General features: G+C 63.2%; 15 protein-coding genes. 6 read left to right on the plus strand and 9 right to left on the minus strand.

The window, feature by feature from the left end:
* Nucleotides 1-128 precede the first annotated feature (128 nt).
* The 3 genes from C7402_RS34065 to C7402_RS34075 form a co-directional block, all read right to left on the minus strand.
* Entirely contained in the window at nucleotides 129-1,256 is a 1,128-nt protein-coding gene (locus C7402_RS34065) for an AAA family ATPase (protein ID WP_116613717.1), read from the minus strand.
* Nucleotides 1,253-1,453 (minus strand): hypothetical protein, encoded by a 201-nt coding sequence (locus tag C7402_RS34070; RefSeq protein WP_060373689.1) that lies wholly within the window; start codon nucleotides 1,451-1,453, stop codon nucleotides 1,253-1,255. The genes C7402_RS34065 and C7402_RS34070 overlap by 4 nt, the downstream gene beginning before the upstream one ends.
* A gap of 119 nt (nucleotides 1,454-1,572) precedes the next feature.
* Nucleotides 1,573-2,550 carry a hypothetical protein gene (locus C7402_RS34075; RefSeq protein ID WP_116613718.1) on the minus strand — a complete coding sequence of 326 codons (978 nt, stop codon included), beginning with the start codon at nucleotides 2,548-2,550 and terminating at the stop codon, nucleotides 1,573-1,575.
* Nucleotides 2,551-2,796: 246 nt separating this feature from the next.
* On the opposite strand from C7402_RS34075, the gene C7402_RS34080 reads away from it, so the two are divergent.
* From C7402_RS34080 to C7402_RS34090, 3 genes are read left to right on the plus strand one after another with little or no spacing between them, the layout of a single operon-like run.
* Entirely contained in the window at nucleotides 2,797-4,383 is a 1,587-nt protein-coding gene (locus C7402_RS34080; protein ID WP_116613719.1) for a class I SAM-dependent DNA methyltransferase, read from the plus strand.
* Nucleotides 4,373-5,710, plus strand: coding sequence for a restriction endonuclease subunit S (locus C7402_RS34085; protein WP_116613720.1), 1,338 nt, complete (start codon nucleotides 4,373-4,375; stop codon nucleotides 5,708-5,710). Before C7402_RS34080 ends, C7402_RS34085 begins: the two co-directional genes overlap by 11 nt.
* Nucleotides 5,707-8,838 (plus strand): type I restriction endonuclease subunit R, encoded by a 3,132-nt coding sequence (locus tag C7402_RS34090; protein ID WP_116613721.1) that lies wholly within the window; start codon nucleotides 5,707-5,709, stop codon nucleotides 8,836-8,838. Before C7402_RS34085 ends, C7402_RS34090 begins: the two co-directional genes overlap by 4 nt.
* 74 nt (nucleotides 8,839-8,912) lie before the next feature.
* On the opposite strand, the gene C7402_RS34095 is transcribed toward C7402_RS34090, so the two are convergent.
* The 3 genes from C7402_RS34095 to C7402_RS34110 all read right to left on the minus strand — a co-directional run bounded on the left by C7402_RS34095 (nucleotide 8,913) and on the right by C7402_RS34110 (nucleotide 14,403).
* Nucleotides 8,913-10,301, minus strand: a complete 1,389-nt coding sequence (locus tag C7402_RS34095) for a tyrosine-type recombinase/integrase (RefSeq protein ID WP_116613746.1) — start codon at nucleotides 10,299-10,301, stop codon at nucleotides 8,913-8,915.
* Between the two features lie 314 nt (nucleotides 10,302-10,615).
* Nucleotides 10,616-11,566: a cation diffusion facilitator family transporter gene (locus tag C7402_RS34105; protein ID WP_116613722.1), complete on the minus strand. Its 951-nt coding sequence runs from the start codon at nucleotides 11,564-11,566 to the stop codon at nucleotides 10,616-10,618.
* A gap of 92 nt (nucleotides 11,567-11,658) precedes the next feature.
* Nucleotides 11,659-14,403, minus strand: coding sequence for a type IIG restriction enzyme/methyltransferase (locus tag C7402_RS34110; RefSeq protein ID WP_116613723.1), 2,745 nt, complete (start codon nucleotides 14,401-14,403; stop codon nucleotides 11,659-11,661).
* Between the two features lie 200 nt (nucleotides 14,404-14,603).
* Between C7402_RS34110 and C7402_RS34115 the strand changes: the two genes are divergently transcribed.
* Nucleotides 14,604-15,755: a methyltransferase gene (locus tag C7402_RS34115; RefSeq protein WP_116613724.1), complete on the plus strand. Its 1,152-nt coding sequence runs from the start codon at nucleotides 14,604-14,606 to the stop codon at nucleotides 15,753-15,755.
* A 166-nt stretch (nucleotides 15,756-15,921) separates the two neighbouring features.
* Here C7402_RS34115 and C7402_RS34120 read toward each other — a convergent pair whose 3' ends face one another.
* Complete coding sequence (locus tag C7402_RS34120) at nucleotides 15,922-16,242, minus strand: type II toxin-antitoxin system HicA family toxin (RefSeq protein WP_112174883.1); 321 nt, start codon at nucleotides 16,240-16,242, stop codon at nucleotides 15,922-15,924.
* A gap of 372 nt (nucleotides 16,243-16,614) precedes the next feature.
* Here C7402_RS34120 and C7402_RS34125 point away from each other — a divergent pair, with 372 nt between their 5' ends.
* Nucleotides 16,615-17,478 carry a class I SAM-dependent methyltransferase gene (locus C7402_RS34125; RefSeq protein ID WP_112174884.1) on the plus strand — a complete coding sequence of 288 codons (864 nt, stop codon included), beginning with the start codon at nucleotides 16,615-16,617 and terminating at the stop codon, nucleotides 17,476-17,478.
* 31 nt (nucleotides 17,479-17,509) lie between these two features.
* Here C7402_RS34125 and C7402_RS34130 read toward each other — a convergent pair whose 3' ends face one another.
* Together C7402_RS34130 and C7402_RS34135 are read right to left on the minus strand one after the other, a co-directional pair.
* Nucleotides 17,510-18,103, minus strand: coding sequence for a DUF1415 domain-containing protein (locus C7402_RS34130; RefSeq protein ID WP_116613725.1), 594 nt, complete (start codon nucleotides 18,101-18,103; stop codon nucleotides 17,510-17,512).
* Nucleotides 18,104-18,107: 4 nt separating this feature from the next.
* On the minus strand, nucleotides 18,108-18,755 hold the full coding sequence (locus tag C7402_RS34135; protein ID WP_116613726.1) for a TetR/AcrR family transcriptional regulator: 648 nt from the start codon (nucleotides 18,753-18,755) through the stop codon (nucleotides 18,108-18,110).
* 200 nt (nucleotides 18,756-18,955) lie between these two features.
* On the opposite strand from C7402_RS34135, the gene C7402_RS34140 reads away from it, so the two are divergent.
* A complete protein-coding gene (locus C7402_RS34140) occupies nucleotides 18,956-20,239 on the plus strand; it encodes an MFS transporter (RefSeq protein WP_112174887.1) in 1,284 nt (427 codons plus the stop codon).
* The last annotated feature ends 16 nt before the right edge of the window (nucleotides 20,240-20,255 follow it).

A 20,255-nucleotide genomic window follows, 5' to 3' on the forward strand; every position in this document is an offset into this window, starting at 1 on the left:
AAACACGCGAGGGCCAGACGTATCGAGGCCACGGCGGCGATGTTGCCGCGACAACCGTCCAGTTGGTCAATTGCCGACTGGGCGGTTGCTTATGATTAATCGCGCGGTATATTGGCCATCTTGGCCAGCTATTCCCTGTTGGCCAACTCCGGCAGGCTCCAGTACCACTTGCTGTCCTTGCCCTTGTACTTTTCCACGCGCAGGGCATCCGACGCACGGCGCAGGGTGCGCAGCGCGATACCGGCCTGTTCGGCGTCGGCCTCGATGGCTTTGGCCGGGATGTCGCCAGCGCTCAGCAGTTCGGCCAAAAACTCCCGAGCCGAATCGACTGCACTGCTGCCGCGCCCTTCGTTTTTTTCCTGGTTGCCGAGTAGTTCGTGTGCGGAACCCGAGACTTCATCGCCCCATGCGATGCATGAAGACGGGACGCCGGCGGCCGGTTCGCACTGTTCGATTTGGTACTCGAAACCGCCATCGTCCGGCCCGATGTTCGACTTGGCGCGAGCGAATATGCGGATGTCTTCGTCGCAGTCGCGCTTCACCTTCGCCGCAATCAGCACGACGCGCGCCACGGCCGTGAACGCGACCGAACCGTTGACCCACTGCGCCGGGTTGCTGCCCGCCTTACCTTTGTTGAAGTGCGTGATGCCGAGCAGCGCTGCGCCGACACTGGCAGCCAGGTCCACGAGCGGTTGCAGCGCGCGACGGGTTTCCGTGTTCTTGTGGCTGTCGCCCGACACGGCGGACACGATGGGGTCGATGATGAGCAACCGGACATTGCCGATTTTCTCGCACGTCTCCTTGAGTGCGGGCATATCGCGAGCTGGGTCGAAGCACTTCACTTTGCCTTCAATGCGCGTGCCCGTAACGAAGTACACGCGGTTCATGTCGGCACCGGCGGCCATCAGGCGCGGCGTCAGCGTATCGCGCGGGTCGTCTTCGCCAGACCAGATGACGATATTGCCCGCCTCGGCCACGGTACCGTCAGGCCAGATGCCGCCTTGCGTGACCGTGGCACCGATGGACATGGCAATCGTCGTTTTGCCGGTGCCCGGCTCGCCGGCCAGCAGGGTCGTCTTGCCGCGGGCGAAATAGCCGTCCCAGAGCCAGTTCATGGGTTGCGGGTGCATCGAAGCACCGTTGACGACGATGACGCCATCGCTCGCGGGTTCGGGCTTGCTGGTCGGTACCGGTTTGGCGAGCGGCAGGATAGTTGCGTCGGCTTGCGTTTGTGCGGTGGACGTGACGAGATTCATGCCGCCACCCCGCCCATAAGTTGTTCCAGAGCATTACTCGGCCAGGCGAGAAAGCGGTTCGGGAGTTTCACCGGGCGCACGCCGTGATAGCTGCCGGTTTCCATGTAGCGCTTGCGGATGGACTGCGGACGCACGGCCATCATCGAGGCGAGTTCTTCGGTCGTGAGGAATGGGCGGAGGGTATGCTGGAGATTCATCTGTATCACCTTTCGCCGTTTGGCGTTTCGTTAGGGTGATACGCATTAGATTTACCCCTATACCGTCCCCCACAAGCGTCCCCGTTCCCCCAACTTGGGGGAGGCGGGCACGGGGGACATTACCGGGCGTCGGCGATTTCCTTGTTGCGCCTCAACCGCTCCCACGCCTTGTCGAACGTCGTGGAGCCTTGCCAGTTCAGGGTTTTGCGAACCTCGGCCTTCACACCTGGCTGCCCGGCGGGGGATTTACGCAAGCTCAGTGGGTCATGTCCGAGTTCCGCTAGAACCCTCAGAATTTCCTGTTCCTGGAAGGCTTGTTGCTGCAAGGGGCGGGGCGTAATGCCCGGCTCCGATGCCCGAGCACCTCCTGCGCTAGTCTCGTCGGCAGCGACCGCGACGAGTTCGGCGGCGGGCGCTTCAAGAGGCCACGCATAGCCATGCCGCGCGCACCAAGAGCGAATATCGGTATGCAAGAGCATCTGCTTGCCGGAAATCGTGGTCGCTGCAATCTCCGTGCGCTCGACGCCATCGGTCACGGCAGCCTTCCATTTCCAGAACACGTCATCGTATGCAGGCGATTGAACCCCGGCATCACTCGTGCCGGCGATAAGGATGGTGGTGGCGCGGTAGTGCGAAATCCACGCTTTACCGTCGTAAGCGCGTATCCAACCCGGCACGTGCCGCCCGTCTGGAAACCGCCGCGAGTCCGAATCCATCTCGTCCGGCCGCACGACGGCGACATCGTGGCGCAACAGAAAGGGATAGATGTCCTCCACGTAGAAGCCGATACGCTCGAACAGGGGCTGCGCGTCGTCGTTCGGCGTGCCGTCCGCGTCGAACAGCGTTCCCTGGTCAGCAAAAAGACGAAGCTGACTGGCCAGCTGCAAGCGCGCACCCATGTCCAAGGGAAGTATGACGCCCGATGCGTCACGGGAGCGGATGTCGTTGATGCCAGTCAAGTCGGCTTCTAGGGCCGAAACTAGATAACCAGCCGCCTCGTACACTATGGCCGTTTCCGCTTGGCCGATTTGCCCGAACAGCTCCCACAAACTGATGAATTGCCCGCTGTCTTTCGACCGTTTTTCCGCGTCACGCACGTTTTCCTCTCACCCTGCTTTGTATAATCCGTTTGAACTTGGCCAGCATGACCAGCTTCGGCAGCTTGGACAAGTTGGCCGATATGGCCAAGAAGTCCTATATCGGCAGCTACCCGCATTTCGTGAAGCCTCGTTGCCATTGGGCATTACAGAGGTCCAGGCCGTGCGCCTCAATGCGGTATCAGCATGACGAGTCCAATGCGATGAGACTATCATCCTGGACGATTCCCATATTCCGCCCTACCAGTGAACCAAGACCTGAAGAAAACCCTCTGGGCCGCCGCCGACAAGCTGCGCTCATCGATGGATGCCGCTGAGTACAAGCACATCGTGCTCGGCCTGATTTTCCTGAAATACATCTCCGATGCGTTCGACGAGCGCCGCGCGCAGCTCGCGGCGGCGTTCGGCAACCAGGAAGACGACCTGTATCTGCCCGACGCGACCGACCATGCTGAAGCACTGGAAGAACGCGATTACTACACGATGGCGAACGTGTTCTGGGTGCCGGCGTCCGCGCGTTGGGAATCCATCCGCGCGCAAGCCAAGCAGCCGGACATCGGCGTGCGGATTGATTCGGCACTGGAAGCTATCGAGGCCGATAACAAGAGTCTTAAAGGAATCCTCGACAAGCGTTTCGGTCGCACGCAGCTCGAACCGGGCAAGCTCGGCGAACTGGTGGACTTGATTTCGACGGTCGGTTTCGGCGAAGGCCATCACGCGAAAGACTTGCTCGGCGAGGTGTACGAATACTTTCTCGGCCAGTTCGCGACGGCAGAAGGCAAGAAAGGTGGCCAGTTCTACACGCCGGCCTCGGTGGTGCGCGTGCTGGTCGAGGTGCTGGCCCCGCACGAGGGACGCGTGTATGACCCCTGCTGTGGTTCGGGCGGCATGTTCGTGCAGTCCGAGAAGTTCATCGAGTCGCACGGCGGCAAGGCGGACGACATCAGCATCTACGGTCAGGAAGCGAACCCGACCACCTGGCGGCTGGTGGCGATGAACCTAGCGATTCGGGGTCTCGCTGCCGACCTCGGCAAGGAGCCGGCCGATACCTTCCATCGCGACCAGCACCCCGACCTGCGCGCCGACTATGTGCTTGCCAATCCACCATTCAATATCAGTGATTGGGGCGGCGAGAGGTTGGCCGACGACCGACGCTGGACGCATGGCGTGCCGCCGGCCAGCAACGCGAACTATGCGTGGCTGCAACATATCCTGCATCACCTCAGTCCGCGCGGGCAGGCGGGTGTGGTGCTGGCCAACGGCAGCATGTCCAGCTCTCAGAACGGTGAAGGCGAGATTCGCCGCGCGATGGTCGAGGCCGGCGTGGTCGATGTGATGGTCGCGCTGCCGCCGCAGCTTTTCTTCAACACGCAGATTCCGGCGTGCCTGTGGTTCCTAGCGAAAGACAGGAGCGGGACGCCGTTTCCTGGTGGCAAACCGAGCCGCGACCGGCGCGGCGAGATGCTGTTTATCGACGCGCGCAAGCTTGGGCGGATGGAGTCGCGCGTGCTGCGAGTGTTCGATGACGAGGACATCGCGCGTATCGCATCCACCGTGCATCGCTGGCGTGCGGATGGCGAGGATGGCGCCGACAAACCGTATGCCGATGTGCCGGGATTCTGCCGGTCGGTGCCGGTGGCCGAGATTGCCGTACATGGGTATGCGCTCACGCCGGGGCGCTATGTCGGCGCGGAAGAAACCGAAGACGATGACGAGGCATTCGGCGAGAAGATGGAATTCTTGACCGCGCAGTTGGCCGAGCAGATAGCGAAAGGGGTGGAGCTGGATACGGTAATTCGCGAAAAATTGGCGGGGCTTGGGTATGCAATTTGAAAAGCGTCCTCTCGGTGAATTCGTATCACTTGTGTCTGGCAATACGCCATCTAAATCGAATTCGTCCTATTGGGGGGGCACGATTCCCTGGGTGTCAGCGAAGGACATGGGGGATTTTTGGATTGAAGATTCCGAAGACCATTTGACGGAGAGTGGGAGTCGTGTCGCATCTCGGCTCGTCCCTCCTGGTACGGTGCTCATACTAACGCGAGGCATGACACTCCATAAACGGGTGCCAATATGTCGAATTTCCAGGGCATCGACATTCAATCAAGATGTAAAAGCCGTGCTTCCCAAGGGCGGGTTGTTGGCACGGTTTCTTCCTTATTTGCTTGTCGGCAATCATGCTAAATTGCATGAGCGCGTTGATTCGGCTGGACATGGTACGGGCCGGTTAAACACGGACTCTCTGTTATCACTTCCTGTGTATGTGCCGAGGATTGCCGCGCAAAACGAAATCGCTGACTTGGGTGAAGCAATTGATGGAAGGTTGCGGCTTCTACGCCAAACCAACGCCACCCTAGAATCCATCGCCCAAGCCCTGTTCAAAAGCTGGTTCATCGACTTCGACCCGGTGCGTGAAAAAGCGGAAGGTCGCGAGCCGGAAGGCATGGATGTGGAAACGGCTGCGCTGTTTCCTGATTCGTTTGAGGATTCGGCGTTGGGCGAGATTCCGAAGGGATGGCGCGCTGCCACTTTGGAAAGGCTGATAGCAATTGGCGCGGGGGTGATTCAAACAGGGCCGTTTGGTAGCCAACTGCATGCGAGTGACTACAGCGACGAAGGCGTTCCGGTTGCTATGCCGCAAGACCTCGAAGGTCGTCGCATTTCGACTACTCGCATTGCTCGGGTCAGCGACGCACACGTTGAGCGCTTGTATCGACATAAGCTACAGGCGGGAGACATTGTGTTTAGCCGCCGAGGCGATGTGGGCCGACATGCCGCTGTCACTCCAGCGGAAGCTGGATGGTTGTGCGGAACCGGGTGTTTGCTCGTACGCCCCGGAAAAAAATGGCCATCTAATGCTTATGTTTCGTTCGCTCTTGCAACCGAAGCCACATCTGATTGGCTTCATCGGCATGCGGTCGGGGCCACTATGCCGAATCTTAATACCGGGATTCTTGGTTCGCTTCCTATCCTGTTGCCAACCGAGCCGACCCTACTTGCGTTCGAGAAAATCGCTGGAGTATTTGAAGCGCGCATCAGCGAAAACCTAGCTCAGACTAAAACGCTTGCAGCATTACGTGACACACTTCTCCCCCGCCTAATCTCCGGCAAACTTCGCCTCCCCGAAGCCGAGGCGCAATTGAACGAGGCACTTGCATGAGCGTCATCAGCGAGGATGCGGTCGAACAGGCCATGCTTAGCTGGCTGGCCGACCTCGGCTGGAAAACCGCTCACGGCCCCGACATTTCCCCGCCCGACAGCAAGACGCCCGGCACCGAACGCGACACGTACCGCGATGTCGTCCTGCGTCATCGCCTGGCTGCTGCCGTTGCGAAGCTCAACCCTCATATCCCGCCCGCCGCGCGCGACGACGCGCTGCGCCATGTGCTGAACCCGAACGTCCCCGGTCTCGTCAACGCCAATCGCCAGCTCTACCGCTGGCTGGTCGATGGCGTGCCGGTCGAGTTCCAAAAGGACGGCGAGACGCGCGGCGACCGCGTGCGCCTGGCCGATTTCTCTGACGTGGCCGCGAACGACTGGCTGGCCGTCAACCAGTTCAGCATCCAGGGCGCGAAGAAAACCCGCCGTCCCGATGTCGTGCTGTTCCTCAACGGCCTGCCGATAGTCGTAGTCGAACTGAAGAACCCCGGCGACCCAAACGCCGACATCTGGGGTGCATGGAACCAGCTTCAGGCTTACCAGGAAGACATTCCCGACCTGTTCCATGCCAACGCGATACAGGTTATCTCGGACGGCACCACGGCTCGCATGGGGGCGCTCACCTCCAGCAAGGAACGCTTCTTGGTCTGGCGCACCATCGACGGCCACGAAACCGACCCGCTCGGCACGATGCGCGAACTCGAAACGCTCACGCGCGGCCTGTTCCGCCGCGATTACCTGCTCGACTATCTGCACCACTTTATTCTGTTCGAGGACGAAGGCGCGCTCGTCAAAAAGATTGCCGCGTACCACCAGTTCCACGCGGTACGCGCCGTGATTGATAGCGTGCTGCATGCTTCGGCCCCCGGCGGCTCGCGCAAGGGCGGCGTCGTCTGGCACACGCAGGGCGCGGGCAAGAGCATCGAAATGACCTGCCTAGCCGGTGCGCTGATGGCCAGTGCGGAGATGAAGAACCCGACGCTCCTGGTCGTCACTGACCGCAACGACCTGGACAACCAGCTTTTCGGCGTGTTCGCCGGAGCCTGCGAGCTGCTGCGTGAAACGCCTGTGCAGGCCGATACGCGTACCGAGCTGCGCCGCCTGCTCGCCAATCGCCCGTCCGGTGGCATCATCTTCACAACCATCCAGAAGTTCACGCCCGGCGAGGACGAGGACACGTTTCCGGTGCTCTCCGAACGGCACAACATCGTCGTTATCTGCGACGAAGCGCACCGCAGCCAGTATGGTTTCGATGCGCGCCTGACGGACGCCGGCAAGGACGGCGCGTCATCGGCCAGTTCGGCCGTGCGCTACGGCTATGCGCAGTATTTGCGCGATGCGCTGCCCGGTGCCACGTTCGTGGCGTTTACCGGCACGCCGGTTTCGCTCGACGACCGCGACACGCGCGCCGTGTTCGGCGATTACGTGCATGTGTACGACATCGAACAGGCCGTGAAGGACGGCGCGACAGTGCCGATTTACTATGAAAGCCGCCTGGCTGCGTTGGAGCTGAAAGAGGCCGACACCGACGACCTCGACGACCGGGTGGATGAGCTGACCGAAGACGAGGCCAACGACGAATCGAAGGTCGCCACGCTTCGCCGATGGGCTGCGCTGGAGAAGATTGTCGGTGCGCCGCCTCGTGTCCAGAAAATCGCTGCCGACATCGTGGCCCACTTCGAGAACCGCCTGGCCGCGATGGACGGCAAGGCGATGGTGGTCGCGATGAGCCGCGACATCTGCGTGCATCTGTATAACACTATCGTCGCGCTGCGCCCCGAGTGGCATAGCGACGACCCGATGCAGGGCGTCATCAAAGTCGTGATGACAGGCTCGGCGTCTGACAAGGCGTTACTCAAGTCGCACATCTACCCGAAGGACATCCGCAAGAAGCTCGAACTGCGCTACAAGGACACGTCCGACCCGTTCAAGCTGGTCATCGTGCGCGATATGTGGCTCACGGGCTTCGATGCGCCGTGCATGCACACCATGTACATCGACAAGCCGATGAAGGGCCATAACCTGATGCAGGCGATTGCCCGCGTCAACCGGGTTTTCAAAGACAAGCCGGGCGGCTTGGTGGTCGATTACATCGGCATTGCGAACGAGCTGAAAGCGGCGCTGGCGACTTACACGCAGGCCAACGGACGCGGCCGGCCGACCATCGACGCGCGCGAAGCGCTGGCCGTGTTGATGGAAAAGATGGACGTGCTGCACGACTTGCTGCACGGCGTCGATTACGCGGCGTTCCGCACCCAGGCATGGCAACTGTTGCCGGTCGTAGCCGACCACGTGCTCGGGCAGAAGGACGGCAAGAAACGTTTCGCGGATGCCGTCGTGGCTGCGAGCCAGGCGTTCGCGCTTTGCTGCACACTCGATGCAGCGCTCCAGTACCGGGACGAGCTGGCCTTTCTTCAGGCAGTCAAGGCCGCCATCGCCAAGAGCGAGAACGTCAATAAAACGCTGACCGACGAGCAGAAGGAACACGCGCTGCGGCAAATCATCAGCAGCGTGGTTGTCAGCGACGAGGTCATCGACATCTTCTCGGCGGCAGGGTTGAAGCGACCGGACATTGGAGTGCTCTCCGACGCCTTCCTTGATGATGTGCGGCACATGAAGCAGCGCAACCTGGCGGTAGAACTCCTGGAGCGTCTGCTGAAAGACCAAATCAAGTCACGTTTCAAAACCAACGTAGTGCAGAGCGCGAAGTTCTCGGAGCTGTTGCAGCAGAGTTTGACGCGTTACAACAATCGGGCGGTGCAGACTTCGCAGGTCATCGAAGAGCTTATTGCGATGGCCAAACAGTTCCAGGAAGCCGCCGAGCGCGGCGAGCGCTTGGGGCTGAACAGCGACGAGATGGCCTTTTACGATGCGCTGGCAACCAATGAGGCGGCGGTGCGCGAACTCGGCGACGATATTCTCAAGAAAATCGCGGTCGAGCTGGTCGTGAGGCTGCGCGGCTCGGTCACGGTCGATTGGGCGAAGCGAGAAACCGTTCGCGCGAAGCTGCGCGTGATGGTCAAAACGCTGCTCAAGCGCTACAAGTATCCGCCCGACCGGCAGGAGGAAGCGACAGATACTGTGTTGTCACAGGCGGAAACGCTGTCGGCAGATTGGGTGGCCGCGTAGCAAGCAGGCCATGTTGGCCAATTTGGCCACGCTTTCTGCATGGCCGACTTTGGACAACTTCCTTCGGGGCATGGTTACTGTAGTGCCGGAGAATCTAGCTGAGCCTGCTCGGGCTTGAAGTCGATGCCCGCTCGTTCGAGCATCCAAGCTTCGATGCGTGTGTGCCACTCACGCAGTAAGTCGATGTGGCGGCGACGGTAGTGCTTTTCTGCCAGAGCGCTGGGCTTGTGTCCTTGAATCTGGGCCACGACACCAGCGGGCACGAATACCCACTCGGCCAGGGTGCCGAATGAACGGCGCAGACCTTGCAGCGTCACACGCGGCAGGCCGGCTTCTTTAAGGGCGCACTCATGTGCGAAGCGCGGCTCCTCGATGTGACCGCTCTCCGATGCGTCGCTTGGAAACACCCAGGGTGATGGTTGCCATGGCTTGCCATCGTCTACCAACCTCTGAAGCTGCTTTGCGCTCGGTGGCATATCGTTGTATCGCTTCAGCTCGAGCAGCAGCGAGCGGAAATATGGCGTTAGGGGAATAAAGCGGGAGCCTTCAACTTTGTCGCGCAGCTTTATCTTGTTCCAGAGTAAATCGACGTTTTCCCAGCGCAGCTCGGCCAATTCCTCGCGGCGCGGGCCGGTGATGAGCAGGCCTTGCAGATACGCGGCAGCCACGGGATTCGGGAGGGCGCGCACCGCTTTAAACCAGGCAGGCAGTTGTTCGCGCTCTAGGCAGTCGCCTTCCGGCGTTTTCACGCTTGGCAGCAGCGCCGTGACCTTCGGCGATGAATAGCAGTCGTCCGGCAGCAGCCTTTGGAATTTCGCCTGGCCTTCGCACCAGCCAGCAAACGCTTTGAAAATGCGGTACGCGTAAGCGACGCTGGTCGGCCGTTGAGCAACCTCGTCTTCCATCCAGGCAGCAATCGCGTCGCCAGTCATGTCGGACAACTTCGTCGACATAAGCGCATGCAGCGGGCCTTGGCTTGTCGGCCCCTTGCCTCGTTTCTTCTCCGCGCCGCCGGGGGCGGCTAACTTGTGGTGGTCCTCGATGTATTGCGGGCTGCGGCGGCGTTTCGTTTTCGGAGACGGCTTCGCTTCCAGGTCAATCAAGTAAGCTGACCAAGCATCGGCGAATGTTACGTCCTTGCGCTCGGCTTCAGCCTTTCGTGCGGCTACGGCGGCACGCTGGTCAGCGGCTTCCTCTCGGGGGTCCTTGCCAGCGTCAATCAGCCTTTGCAGGCGGCGGGCTTCGTCCCGCGCATCGTCGATGCCCCAATCCTTTGGCGAGCCGATTGTCACGCGTACCGTCGCCCCGTTCAGCTTGCCCTGGAATATGTAAGACCGTGTGCCTGCAGCGGTGGCACGGAGACCAAGGCCGGATGCGCCGCTGTCCCACAAAAATGCCTGGGGCTTGTCTGCAGGGCAGCTATGCCCGTTGACCCTGCCCACCGTGAAATTGACCTTGGCCACCGTTGACATCCTATGAAATGGTTACATAGACGTCCATGTAACCGTTGTGTAACCGGATTTTGTAGTTTTCAGGGAATTCGTGTCAACGTCAATAAATGAGCCGATACGGTGAAGTGCCCGTATTCTCTGGGTTCGGGCGATTTTTGGAATTCGAGTCAACGCCGAGAAATACGTCATTCCGCTGATTTGTAATCATCAGGTGGCGGGTTCGAGTCCTGCAGCCGGCACCACATACAAGACAAAGGGTTACGTGAAGTTCACGTAACCCTTTGTGCTTTCTGGGCGCCCTAACGGCGGCGGCACACCGCCGCATCTCACTCCGCCCATTGCGGATCGCTCGTGAACATGATCGTGAGCCAGCGGTGCGACTCGTCGCCGCCGATGGCCCGGCCGATCTCGTCGCGAATCGCGTCCCATTCGGCGATGCGCTTGGGCGGCATGTCCGGCGACACCACGAAGTACAGTTCGATTTCGCGGGAGCGCCCCACCTTCGCGACATAAGCGCGGTAGTACTCGAAGCCGTAGCGCTCCACGAACCGCGCCGCGATGGCATCGACGTGCCGCTTGAGGTCGGGGGGCGCGACGAGCAGCACGTCCAGCAGCGCCTGGCGGATTTCCGCGAGCGGTATCGGAATGATCACGACGCACACCACCACGAGCGCCGCCGGGTCGACGTAGGGCGTGAGGTGCTCCCACGCCGTTCCCTGGATCGCGTAGCCCGCGCTGAAGGCGATCAGGAGGGCCGCCGTGATGCCCGCGGACATGATCCACGACTTGATGTCGAGGCGCAGGAAATCCGAACGGATGCGGCGATTCGCGCGCGACTCCACCACGGCCATCGCAAGACAGGCGCTCACCGTGAGCGCGGCATAGCCGAACGCCGGGCCGAAGTGCAGTTCGTGGCCGCCCGACAGCAGGTTCGTGATGCCGTTGATCAGCGCGTAGACGGCCACGCCCACCAGCAGCGTGCTGTTGAGCCCGAGCACCATCGGTTCGAGATGCCAGAAGCCCATGGTGAAGCGCTCGCGCCACTTGCGCGGCAGATCGACGTTGACCGCGTAGGAGGTGATGAGGCGCACGACCGCGAGGGCGAGCGCGCTCATGCTCGCGTCGATGAGCGAGTAGACGCCGTCGAACACGATTGAGAACGATCCCGAAACCAGCCCGAACACGACGCCGAAGATCGCGATCAGCAACGTCGTGGCGATCGAAAGCCGCAGCACGCTGCTTTCGTCCGAGGTGCCGAACAAGCGTGGCCATTTCATGCTGTCTGCTCTCCGCGCGTATGAGCAAGGGTTGAGCAAGACTAGCCGACTCGCCGGGACGTCGTCGCCGGGCTGTCCGTTCGCTGGTGTGTTCAGCGTTGCGGCTTCGCGGCGGCGCGGCCTTCCACGAGATCGATCTCCTGTGCGGTCAATCCGAATGCCGCGTACAGGCAGGCGTCGATGTCGCGCGCCATCGCGGCGGCCTGCTCGCCGCCGGTCCCCTCGTGCGGGCACCGCAGCAGTGCGCTCACGCGCGCCGCGATCGCGTGACGCACCGAGGCGTCGGCGGGTGCGGGCAACGTGTCGATCATCGCCTTGGTGAACGCCACGCCGCCGTTGTAGCTCGACGCCCCGAAGCGCGCGCGGATCAGGAAAAGCGAGAGCGGGCAGTTGAGCAGCGCGGCCGCGAACATCAGCAGGTCGTCGTCGTGCGCGCGCAGGATCAGCGTGGTCTTGCCGGGAATCGTGTCGCCGGCCAGGTCGAGCGCCGCGTCGAGCCGCGTGAGGCCTTTCACGATCACCTTTTTCGCGGCGGCTTTTGCGCGGTACCCGTTCGCGAACGTCGCGGCGAAGCGTTCGCGCTCGACCACCGGCGCCGCGTAAGCGTTGCCGAGATAGGTCATTGGCTTGGCGCCCCAGCGCGACCGATAGCGGCCGAGTGTGCCGGTGTTCACCACGCGATAGTGGCGCTCGCGCGAGTAGCGGCCGGAGGCTTCTTCGACGAGCGGCGCGAGCCGGTAGGCGTCCGCGGTCGCGCAGGCGTTTTCGCACGGCAAGAGCGAGCCGAGCGTTGGGTGCGAGCGGGCGAGGCGTTGCGCGAACGCGTGGTGTGGCGAGAGCAGTGCATCGAGCCGCCACGGCGCTTCGAGCGTGCGCTTGCCGGTTTTTGCGAGTTCGGTGAGAGCGGTGCCGTCGATGCGCGCCGTCGTGACGATGTCCGTGCCCGCTTCGCCATAGAGCGTGACGATCGAATCGACGCGCGCCTGCTCGAACACGTCCCGCCCCAGCGCGACGATGCGCTCGATCTTGCCGATATGTCGCGCGCGGAACGCTTCGCCAAACGGCTTCGAGAGCCACTTGTCCGGCGTGAGGTACGCCATCGCGCCGCCCGGCCTCAGCAGCGCGAGGCCCAGTTCCATGAACACGATGTACAGGTCCCAGTTGCCTTTCGCGCTCGGCCAGCGCCGCGTGAGTTGCTCGCGCAAGGCGCGCTGGCCTTCGTTGATCATGCGCTCGGAGTCGATGTATGGCGGGTTCGCGATCACGGCGTCGAAGCCTTCGAAGCGGCCGTCGTCGGCGAGAAGATCCGCGAATTCGACGTGCCATTCGAACGCGGCGGCGTCCGCGGGCGTGGCGTCGCCGCCGGGTGTGGCGCGAGCGAGCAACGCGTCGCGCTGTTGCGCGAGCCGCGACGCTTCGGCGGCGTTTTGCGCGCGCGTGGTGGAGGCGCGCAGCCTGGCGGTGGTCACGCGATAGTCGGCCACCGCGTGCGCGGCGTCGCGCAGCGGCGCGTCGAACGCGAATCGGCTGATGGTCGCGTTGCCTTGCTTGAGATTGGCTTCGAGATTCGGCAGGGCGACGGGCGGCGCGCTTGCGGTGAGATCCGCGTGTTCGAGCAACTCGATCCAGAGCCGCAGACGCGCCATGCCGACCGAATCCGCGCTGATATCGACCCCGAACAGTGAGTGCTCGACGATGCCGCGCTTCACACGAAACAACGCGGCTTCGATCTCGCGAATGGCCGCGCCGTCGCGTTCGCGCGTGAGCGACGCGCCATTCGCGTGCGTGACGCAAAGGCGGTCGTCGGCCACGGTGATGGCGTATGGGTTGAGGGCTTCGCGGTCGCAGGCGTCCAGCAAGCCGAGTCGCACTTTCAGTACGAGCAGTTCGTTGAGCGCGCAGACGAGCAGATGCCCCGAGCCCACGGCCGGATCGCAGATGCGCAGCGCGTCCAGCACCATGCGGGCTTCGTCGTGGTCCACGATCGATTCGGATAGCTGATCGATGGTGGCGCAGCACCAGCCGTTCGCGCGGTTCAGGCGATTCAGCGCGGCCTGCGTGAGCGCCGGGCGCGCGAGTTGCATCGCGACGCTGGCGGGCGTGTACCACGCGCCGTCGCGGTAGCCGTTGAGTTTCTCGAAAATGAGGCCGAGCGCGGAGGCGTCGAGGCAAGGTTGGCTGGCGGCGTCTCGCCCGATCACGCCCGCCGAAAACTCGAACGCCGCGAGAAAATCGAGCAGATAGGCCAGCACGCTTCGTTCGCCGTTTTCCGGCGCAAGCGCCGACCCGGCGTATAGCGGCAGGGTTGCGCCTTCGTCGAGCGCGCTCATGGCGAGCAGATTCTGGTCGAGATCGCGCGGCTCGAAATGCGAGCCGTCGAAGCGCGGGAGATGGGCGAAGCGTGACGCCTGGGTCGTGCCGCCGAGCACCTCGTTGCATAGCACATCGAGTTCCGCGAACGAGCGGATCTGCGCGCTGCTCAGAAAGCCGTACAGTGGGTCGCCGTCATGCAGCGTCAGCAGGCGCGTTTCCAGCACCTTGAGAAACACGAGCCGGCTGATCCACGCGATGCAAAGCCGCAGCGCTAGCGCGAAACGTTCCGCCTCGTCGTGGCGCCCATGCGCGAGACGCACTAATGCGAGTTCGATGAGCGACCCGTTCGAACGCTCATGCGGCGCGAGCCGCGCAACCGCGCACCGCGCGCCCGTCGTGCTTTCGCACAGCCCCACGATATGCAGCAACTCGGCGTAAAACCCTTCGTCGAGCCCCGCGCCCGCCCGGGCGCGGCGGGTGCGCGGTTTGCGCGCGCGGCGCGTCTGCTGGGTCGTTTCGGGCATGGTTTCAGGGTGCGGGCGAAGGCCCGGTCGGCGCCCATTTTACTGCCGCATGCCTCGCGTTTTCGCGTGCGCTTTCGTCCTATGCCGTTTGGCCGGGTCGACGCGCACGGCCGCCTGAGCGATGATCGCGGCAATGGCGATACGGCGGACCGCGCCGCGTCGCTCTCCTATATGATGGCGCCGCATTGCACATTCGACCTATGACCGAACATCCCACTCTCACCTGGCCCGACACGGAAGGCCCGCGCACGGTGCGCTGGCGCTCCGAGGCCGGCGTGCCCGCGCCCAAACGCGTGGTGCTCGCCGACGACAGCACGACCGCCGACGCGGCGTATCGTCTCGCCTGTGAAGGCACCGCGCTGCTCTGGCAGGGCGACTTTCAAAACGCGCGTCAGCTCTTGCTGGCCATGGGGCGCCGTGCGGAGCGCAAGCCGCGCAAGGCCGCGGCAGCGCCCAAGGCGCCCGCCACGCCCCTCGAAGCGTTTCACCTGCACCGCCAGGCACAGGCCCAGCGTGCGCGCACGCTCGGCATGGTGCTGATTCCGCTCGAAGGCGATTACGGCATCAACCTGCGCCGCGCGCCCGACGTGCGGCTCACGTGTGAGGAGGCGTGGGGCGCGCCCAATGGCGAGGCTTCGGCCGTTTCGCTGCGCGAGATCCTCGGCCTTATCGGTGCGCATGAGTGGCGCAAGAAGGGCGTCGAAATCGCGGCGCTCGACGGCGAGCGCATTCATCCGTACTACGGCGTGTTCTCGCCGGTGCGCGGCGAGTATGTTGATCTCGTCGCGCGCACGGCGCTGCCTTCGCTCGAAAAGGCTTTCGATATCGGCACGGGCACCGGCGTGCTTGCCGCCGTGCTCGCCTCGCGTGGCGTGAAGCATGTGGTCGCCACCGATCAGGACGCCCGCGCGCTGGCCTGCGCGCGCGAGAATCTCGAGCGCCTCGGCTACGCGGCGCAGGTCGAGGTGGTCGAGGCGGATCTGTTCCCGCCGGGGCGCGTGCCGCTCGTCGTCTGCAATCCGCCCTGGGTGCCGGCGCGGCCTGCGTCGCCTATCGAATACGCGGTGTTCGATCCGGACAGCCGCATGCTGCGCGGCTTTCTTGGCGGGCTTAAGGATCACCTCGAGCCGCGCGGCGAGGGCTGGTTGATCCTGTCCGATTTCGCCGAGCATCTCGGGCTGCGCACGCGCGAAGCGCTCGTCGAGATGATCGTGCAGGCCGGGCTGGAAGTGGTAGGGCGCGAGGACATCCGGCCGCGGCACCCCAAGGCCTCCGATCCCAACGATCCGCTCTACCGCGCGCGCGCAGCCGAAGTGACGTCGCTATGGCGTTTGAAGGTACGGCCCGAGTGAGCCGGAGGTAGGGGAAAGCTCAGGCAAAAAGAAGCGGGCAGGCCGCAGGCGGCCCGTGTCGGTGTCGATCGTCGGCGCTGGCGGCGCAACCGCCGCGCCGGCGATGCGGCTTTATATCGGTTTTGTATCGGTTTTACATCGGCTTCACTTCGGCTTTACATCGGCGTCACCCCGGATAGGCCTCGTCGACCTTGAGGCCCGCGAGCTTGAAGATCACGCGCAGGGTTTGCGGCTTGATGTCGCGACGCGACGCGAGCGCCGACATCACGAAGTCGAGAACCTTCGCGTACTTCAGCAGTATCAGGCAGGTCTCGAGATCCGATGGCCCGTCACGCATGGTTTCCGCAACACGCAGCATCTCCACCGAGATGTCGCGCGCCATTTCCAGCTCCAGTTGCTGCTTTTCCGTCCAGTCGGGAACCGTGACGAGTTTCGTAAGCAGTTCCTGGAATTTTTGTTCTGCGTTGCCGTCAGGTATCGTATTCATTGCATGCCCCATGCAAGGCCGTACAGCGTCGTGCGCTCTTCGCGCAGCGGGGGCTGCGCCAGCCTGATTTATCGCAACCGGCGAACCCGGTACGACCTCCCAATGCGCGCCATCCGGTACATAGCCGGCCGGCAGCGCTACGCTTTGGTCCTTTTTGGGCATCGGGGACGAAAATCCTCGTGTCTCTTCTATTCAACCCCTCCCTCCTGTCCGCACGTGGGTCAGCGTGCCGGACGCAGTTACGACACGGGCCGTTCTTCAGGGTTCGACGGCCTTGACCAGCTTTTTTCGTAAAATGACAGATATTCCAGATCCCTTCTGTCGCCTGTCGCACGTTTCGCGCGACTCGACACCTTTCTCCAAGCCACGCCGATGTCCAGCAAGACTTACGAAATCCGTCCGAACCAGTCTGTCGAACTCCTGAAAGAGCTCCACATCCTGACGCGCGACGGCAAAATGAACCAGGACAGCCGCCGCAAGCTGAAGCAGGTCTATCACCTGTTCCAGTTCATCGAGCCGCTTCTGAAGGAACTGAAGCAGGACGGCCGCGACGTGACCCTCGTCGACCATGGTGCGGGCAAGTCCTACCTCGGCTTTATTCTCTACGACCTGTTCTTCAAGGATCAGCGCGACAGGTCACATATCTATGGCATCGAGACGCGCGACGAACTCGTGAAGCGCTCGCAGGAGCTGGCCAAACACCTGGGCTTCGGGGGGATGTCTTTCCTGAACCTTTCGGTGGCCGATTCGATCACGTCGACGCAACTGCCGCCGAGCGTCGACATGGTGACCGCGCTGCACGCCTGCGACACCGCCACCGACGACGCGCTGCGCTTCGCGCTCAAGAAGCACGCGCGCTTCATCGTCGTTGTGCCGTGCTGTCAGGCCGAGGTGGCGGGCGTGCTGCGCAGGAACAAGGGCAAGTCGCTCGGCCAGGCGCTGACCGAGATCTGGCGGCATCCGCTGCATACGCGCGAATTCGGGAGCCAGATCACCAATGTGCTGCGCTGCCTGCAACTCGAGGCGCACGGGTATCAGGTGAGCGTGACGGAACTGGTGGGCTGGGAGCATTCGATGAAGAACGAACTCATCATCGCCCAGTACAAGGATTTGCCGCGCGGCCGTGCGGCAGCGCGACTCAACGAGATTCTCGACACCTTTGGTCTCGCCGAGTTGCGCGAGCGCTTTTTCGCCGACGAGGGCGAGGCGGCCGCGGAGCCCGCGACCGAAGCCTGAGCCGCGCAGAGCCCGTGACCGGGGCGCGGCGTCAGTCGCGCTTCGCCATCCAGTCGCGCCAGCCTTCGAAGCCGAGCTTGCGCAGCGTTTCCTGGTTGCGTTCGTAGATGTCGGCGGCGTCGGGAAACGCCTCGACCGCGCGCTCGATGCTCGCCTCGCGCAACAGGTGCAGGATCGGATACGGCGCGCGATTCGTATAGTTCTCGATGTCGTCGGGCGCGGTGCCGTCGAACTGGAATCGAGGGTGAAAGCTCGCCACCTGTAGCGTGCCTTCGAGCCGCAACTGGCTGACAAGCCGCTCGGCAAACCAGGTCGCGTCGTTGAACTCGGCGAAATCGGCGAGCGCGTGGGGCAGGATCAGCAGCGTCGTGTCGATTTCGGCGGCGTCGGTCTGCGCGAGCGTTTGCAGCTCGCGTTCCAGATCGATAAGGATGCCTTCGAGTTCGGTTGCCTCGCTGATCACATAGCGAATCTGGTTTTTGACGTGTACGCTCTTTGCGAACGGGCAGAGGTTCAGCCCGATCACGGCGCGCGTGAGCCAGTGCCGCGTGGCGTCGAGGATGGCGGCGTGATTGTCGGAAGGCGCGTCGGACTGCGCGGAAGGCGGCAGGGAAGTATCGGTCATCGCGTCATTTTAGCGGCGCTGGGCACGCCGCTTCGATCAGCCGCTTTGCCATGCGCGGCGCCGCGTGGATCACCCCGCAGCCCGGCCCGTAAGTCTGGCTCGCGGCATAAACACCTTCCACGATGAGCGCGAGCTCCTCGGCGAGCGCGACCGCGTCCGTGGCGCCCGCTTCCTGCGCGAGCGCGGTGAGCCGCGCGATCAGCTTCGACTTGTTGTCGTCCACGCTGCGTCGCGCGGGATGCGTGGCGTCGGGAAATTCCGTGGCGACGTTGACGAACGGGCAGCCGCGATAATCCGGCGCCGAGGCGCGCCGCGCCAGATCCTCGAAATACTGCACCAGTTGCTTGACCGGCTCGCCCGGATGCTTCGCGAGACTTTCGTCGAAGCGCTGGAAAAAGCGCACGTCGCAGCGTTGCAGGTACGCGACGACGAGATCATCCTTCGACGAAAACTGCCGGTACAGGCTCATCTTGTTCACGCCCGCGCGCTCGACCACGGCTTCGATGCCCACCGCGCGCACGCCTTCGCGGTAGAACAGTTCGTCGGCGGCAAGCAGCAGATGCTCGTGAGCGCGCGCGCCCGGCTTCTGCGCGCGCGGGCGCTTTGCCGGCCCCGAAGTGGGGGCGGCTTCGTCCTGGCCTTCGTGTTTCATGAGGGCATCTCGCGATCAAGGGATTGCTTGACATGTTACCGAGCGGTCACTACTATCGCAACACACTTGTGACCGATCGGTAACAATCAAGCGGTGGTGCATTGTCGCAGCCACGCGAGCCGTCACAACGAACATCACAACGAACAACTCAACGAACCGTCGCACGCTTCGCGCGCTGCCACGGCGTGACAGGAGCATCAATGAACTGGGCAGCGAGGCGAATAGGCGGGCGTTTCCACTATGGATGGCTCGTCGTGGCGGTGGTGTTTTTCGTGCTGCTGGCGGCCGCCGGCACACGCGCGACGCCGAGCGTGATGATGGTGCCGCTCGAGCACCAATTCGGCTGGAGCCGGGCGACGATCTCGCTCGCCATTTCGGTGAACATCGCGCTCTATGGGCTGATGGGGCCGTTCGCGGCGGCGGCCATGCAGCGCTTCGGCGTGCGGCCCACGCTGCTCGTGGCGCTCGCCACGATGGCGGCGGGCGTGGCAATCTCGGCGCTGATGACGCACCCGTGGCAGATGATCCTGATCTGGGGCGTGATGGTGGGCGGCTCGACCGGCGTGGCTGCGCTCTCGCTCTCGGCCACCGTCGTTACGCGCTGGTTCAGCTCGCATCGCGGACTCGTCATGGGCATCCTCACCGCGAGTTCGGCCACGGGCCAGCTCGTGTTCCTGCCTTTGCTCGCGGCCATTGCGCAGAAGTACGGCTGGCAACCGGTGGTGCTCGTGGTCGCCGCCGCCGCCGCCGTGGCGCTGCCGCTCGTGCTGTTCCTGCTGCCGGAGCGGCCCGCGAGCGTGAATCTGCGTCCGTTCGGCGAGGACGAGAGCACCCCCGTCGCCCCGCCTGCGCCGCAGCAAAATCCGCTGAAGATCGCGTTTGACGCGCTGTTCTCGGCAAGCCGCACCCGCGACTTCTGGCTGCTGTTCTTTAGTTTCTTCATTTGCGGCGCGAGCACCAATGGCTATGTGGGCACGCACCTCATCGCGATGTGCGGCGACTACGGCATGACCGAAGTGCAGGGCGCCTCTTTGCTCGCGACGATGGGCATTTTCGACCTGTTCGGCACGACGCTCTCGGGCTGGCTCTCGGACCGCTTCAACAGCCGCGTGCTGCTGTTCTGGTACTACGGGCTGCGCGGCCTCTCGCTGATCTATCTGCCGCACGCGTTTGGCATCGACTTCTTCGGGCTGCCGATCTTCGCGGTGTTCTACGGCCTCGACTGGATCGCGACCGTGCCGCCGACGGTGCGTCTTGCCACCGACGTCTACGGCAAGGAGCGCGCGCCGATTGTGTTCGGCTGGGTGGTGGCGGGCCATCAGCTCGGCGCGGCGTTCGCGGCGTTCGGCGCGGGCCTGCTGCGCTCGAGCCTCGGCACGTACACGGTGGCGTCGATGATCTCGGGCGGCTTGTGCCTCGTGGCGTCGTTCCTCGTGTTGCGGATCAATCGCGGGCCGCGTACGGTGGGCGTGCAAACGGCCTGACGTGGCCTGACGTGGC

It is taken from the genome of Paraburkholderia unamae (genome assembly GCF_003096875.1).
Classification (GTDB): Bacteria; Pseudomonadota; Gammaproteobacteria; order Burkholderiales; family Burkholderiaceae; genus Paraburkholderia; species Paraburkholderia unamae.

Excerpts from the sequence above, each read along its gene's own strand:
- C7402_RS34070 (WP_060373689.1), bottom strand. The coding sequence starts at position 1,453 with ATGAATCTCCAGCATACCCTCCGCCCATTCCTCACGACCGAAGAACTC.
- C7402_RS34130 (WP_116613725.1), bottom strand. The coding sequence starts at position 18,103 with ATGACCGATACTTCCCTGCCGCCTTCCGCGCAGTCCGACGCGCCTTCC.
- C7402_RS34090 (WP_116613721.1), top strand. The coding sequence starts at position 5,707 with ATGAGCGTCATCAGCGAGGATGCGGTCGAACAGGCCATGCTTAGCTGG.
- C7402_RS34065 (WP_116613717.1), bottom strand. The coding sequence starts at position 1,256 with ATGAATCTCGTCACGTCCACCGCACAAACGCAAGCCGACGCAACTATC.
- C7402_RS34115 (WP_116613724.1), top strand. The coding sequence starts at position 14,604 with ATGACCGAACATCCCACTCTCACCTGGCCCGACACGGAAGGCCCGCGC.
- C7402_RS34135 (WP_116613726.1), bottom strand. The coding sequence starts at position 18,755 with ATGAAACACGAAGGCCAGGACGAAGCCGCCCCCACTTCGGGGCCGGCA.
- C7402_RS34085 (WP_116613720.1), top strand. The coding sequence starts at position 4,373 with ATGCAATTTGAAAAGCGTCCTCTCGGTGAATTCGTATCACTTGTGTCT.
- C7402_RS34110 (WP_116613723.1), bottom strand. The coding sequence starts at position 14,403 with ATGCCCGAAACGACCCAGCAGACGCGCCGCGCGCGCAAACCGCGCACC.
- C7402_RS34120 (WP_112174883.1), bottom strand. The coding sequence starts at position 16,242 with ATGAATACGATACCTGACGGCAACGCAGAACAAAAATTCCAGGAACTG.
- C7402_RS34105 (WP_116613722.1), bottom strand. The coding sequence starts at position 11,566 with ATGAAATGGCCACGCTTGTTCGGCACCTCGGACGAAAGCAGCGTGCTG.
- C7402_RS34140 (WP_112174887.1), top strand. The coding sequence starts at position 18,956 with ATGAACTGGGCAGCGAGGCGAATAGGCGGGCGTTTCCACTATGGATGG.
- C7402_RS34125 (WP_112174884.1), top strand. The coding sequence starts at position 16,615 with ATGTCCAGCAAGACTTACGAAATCCGTCCGAACCAGTCTGTCGAACTC.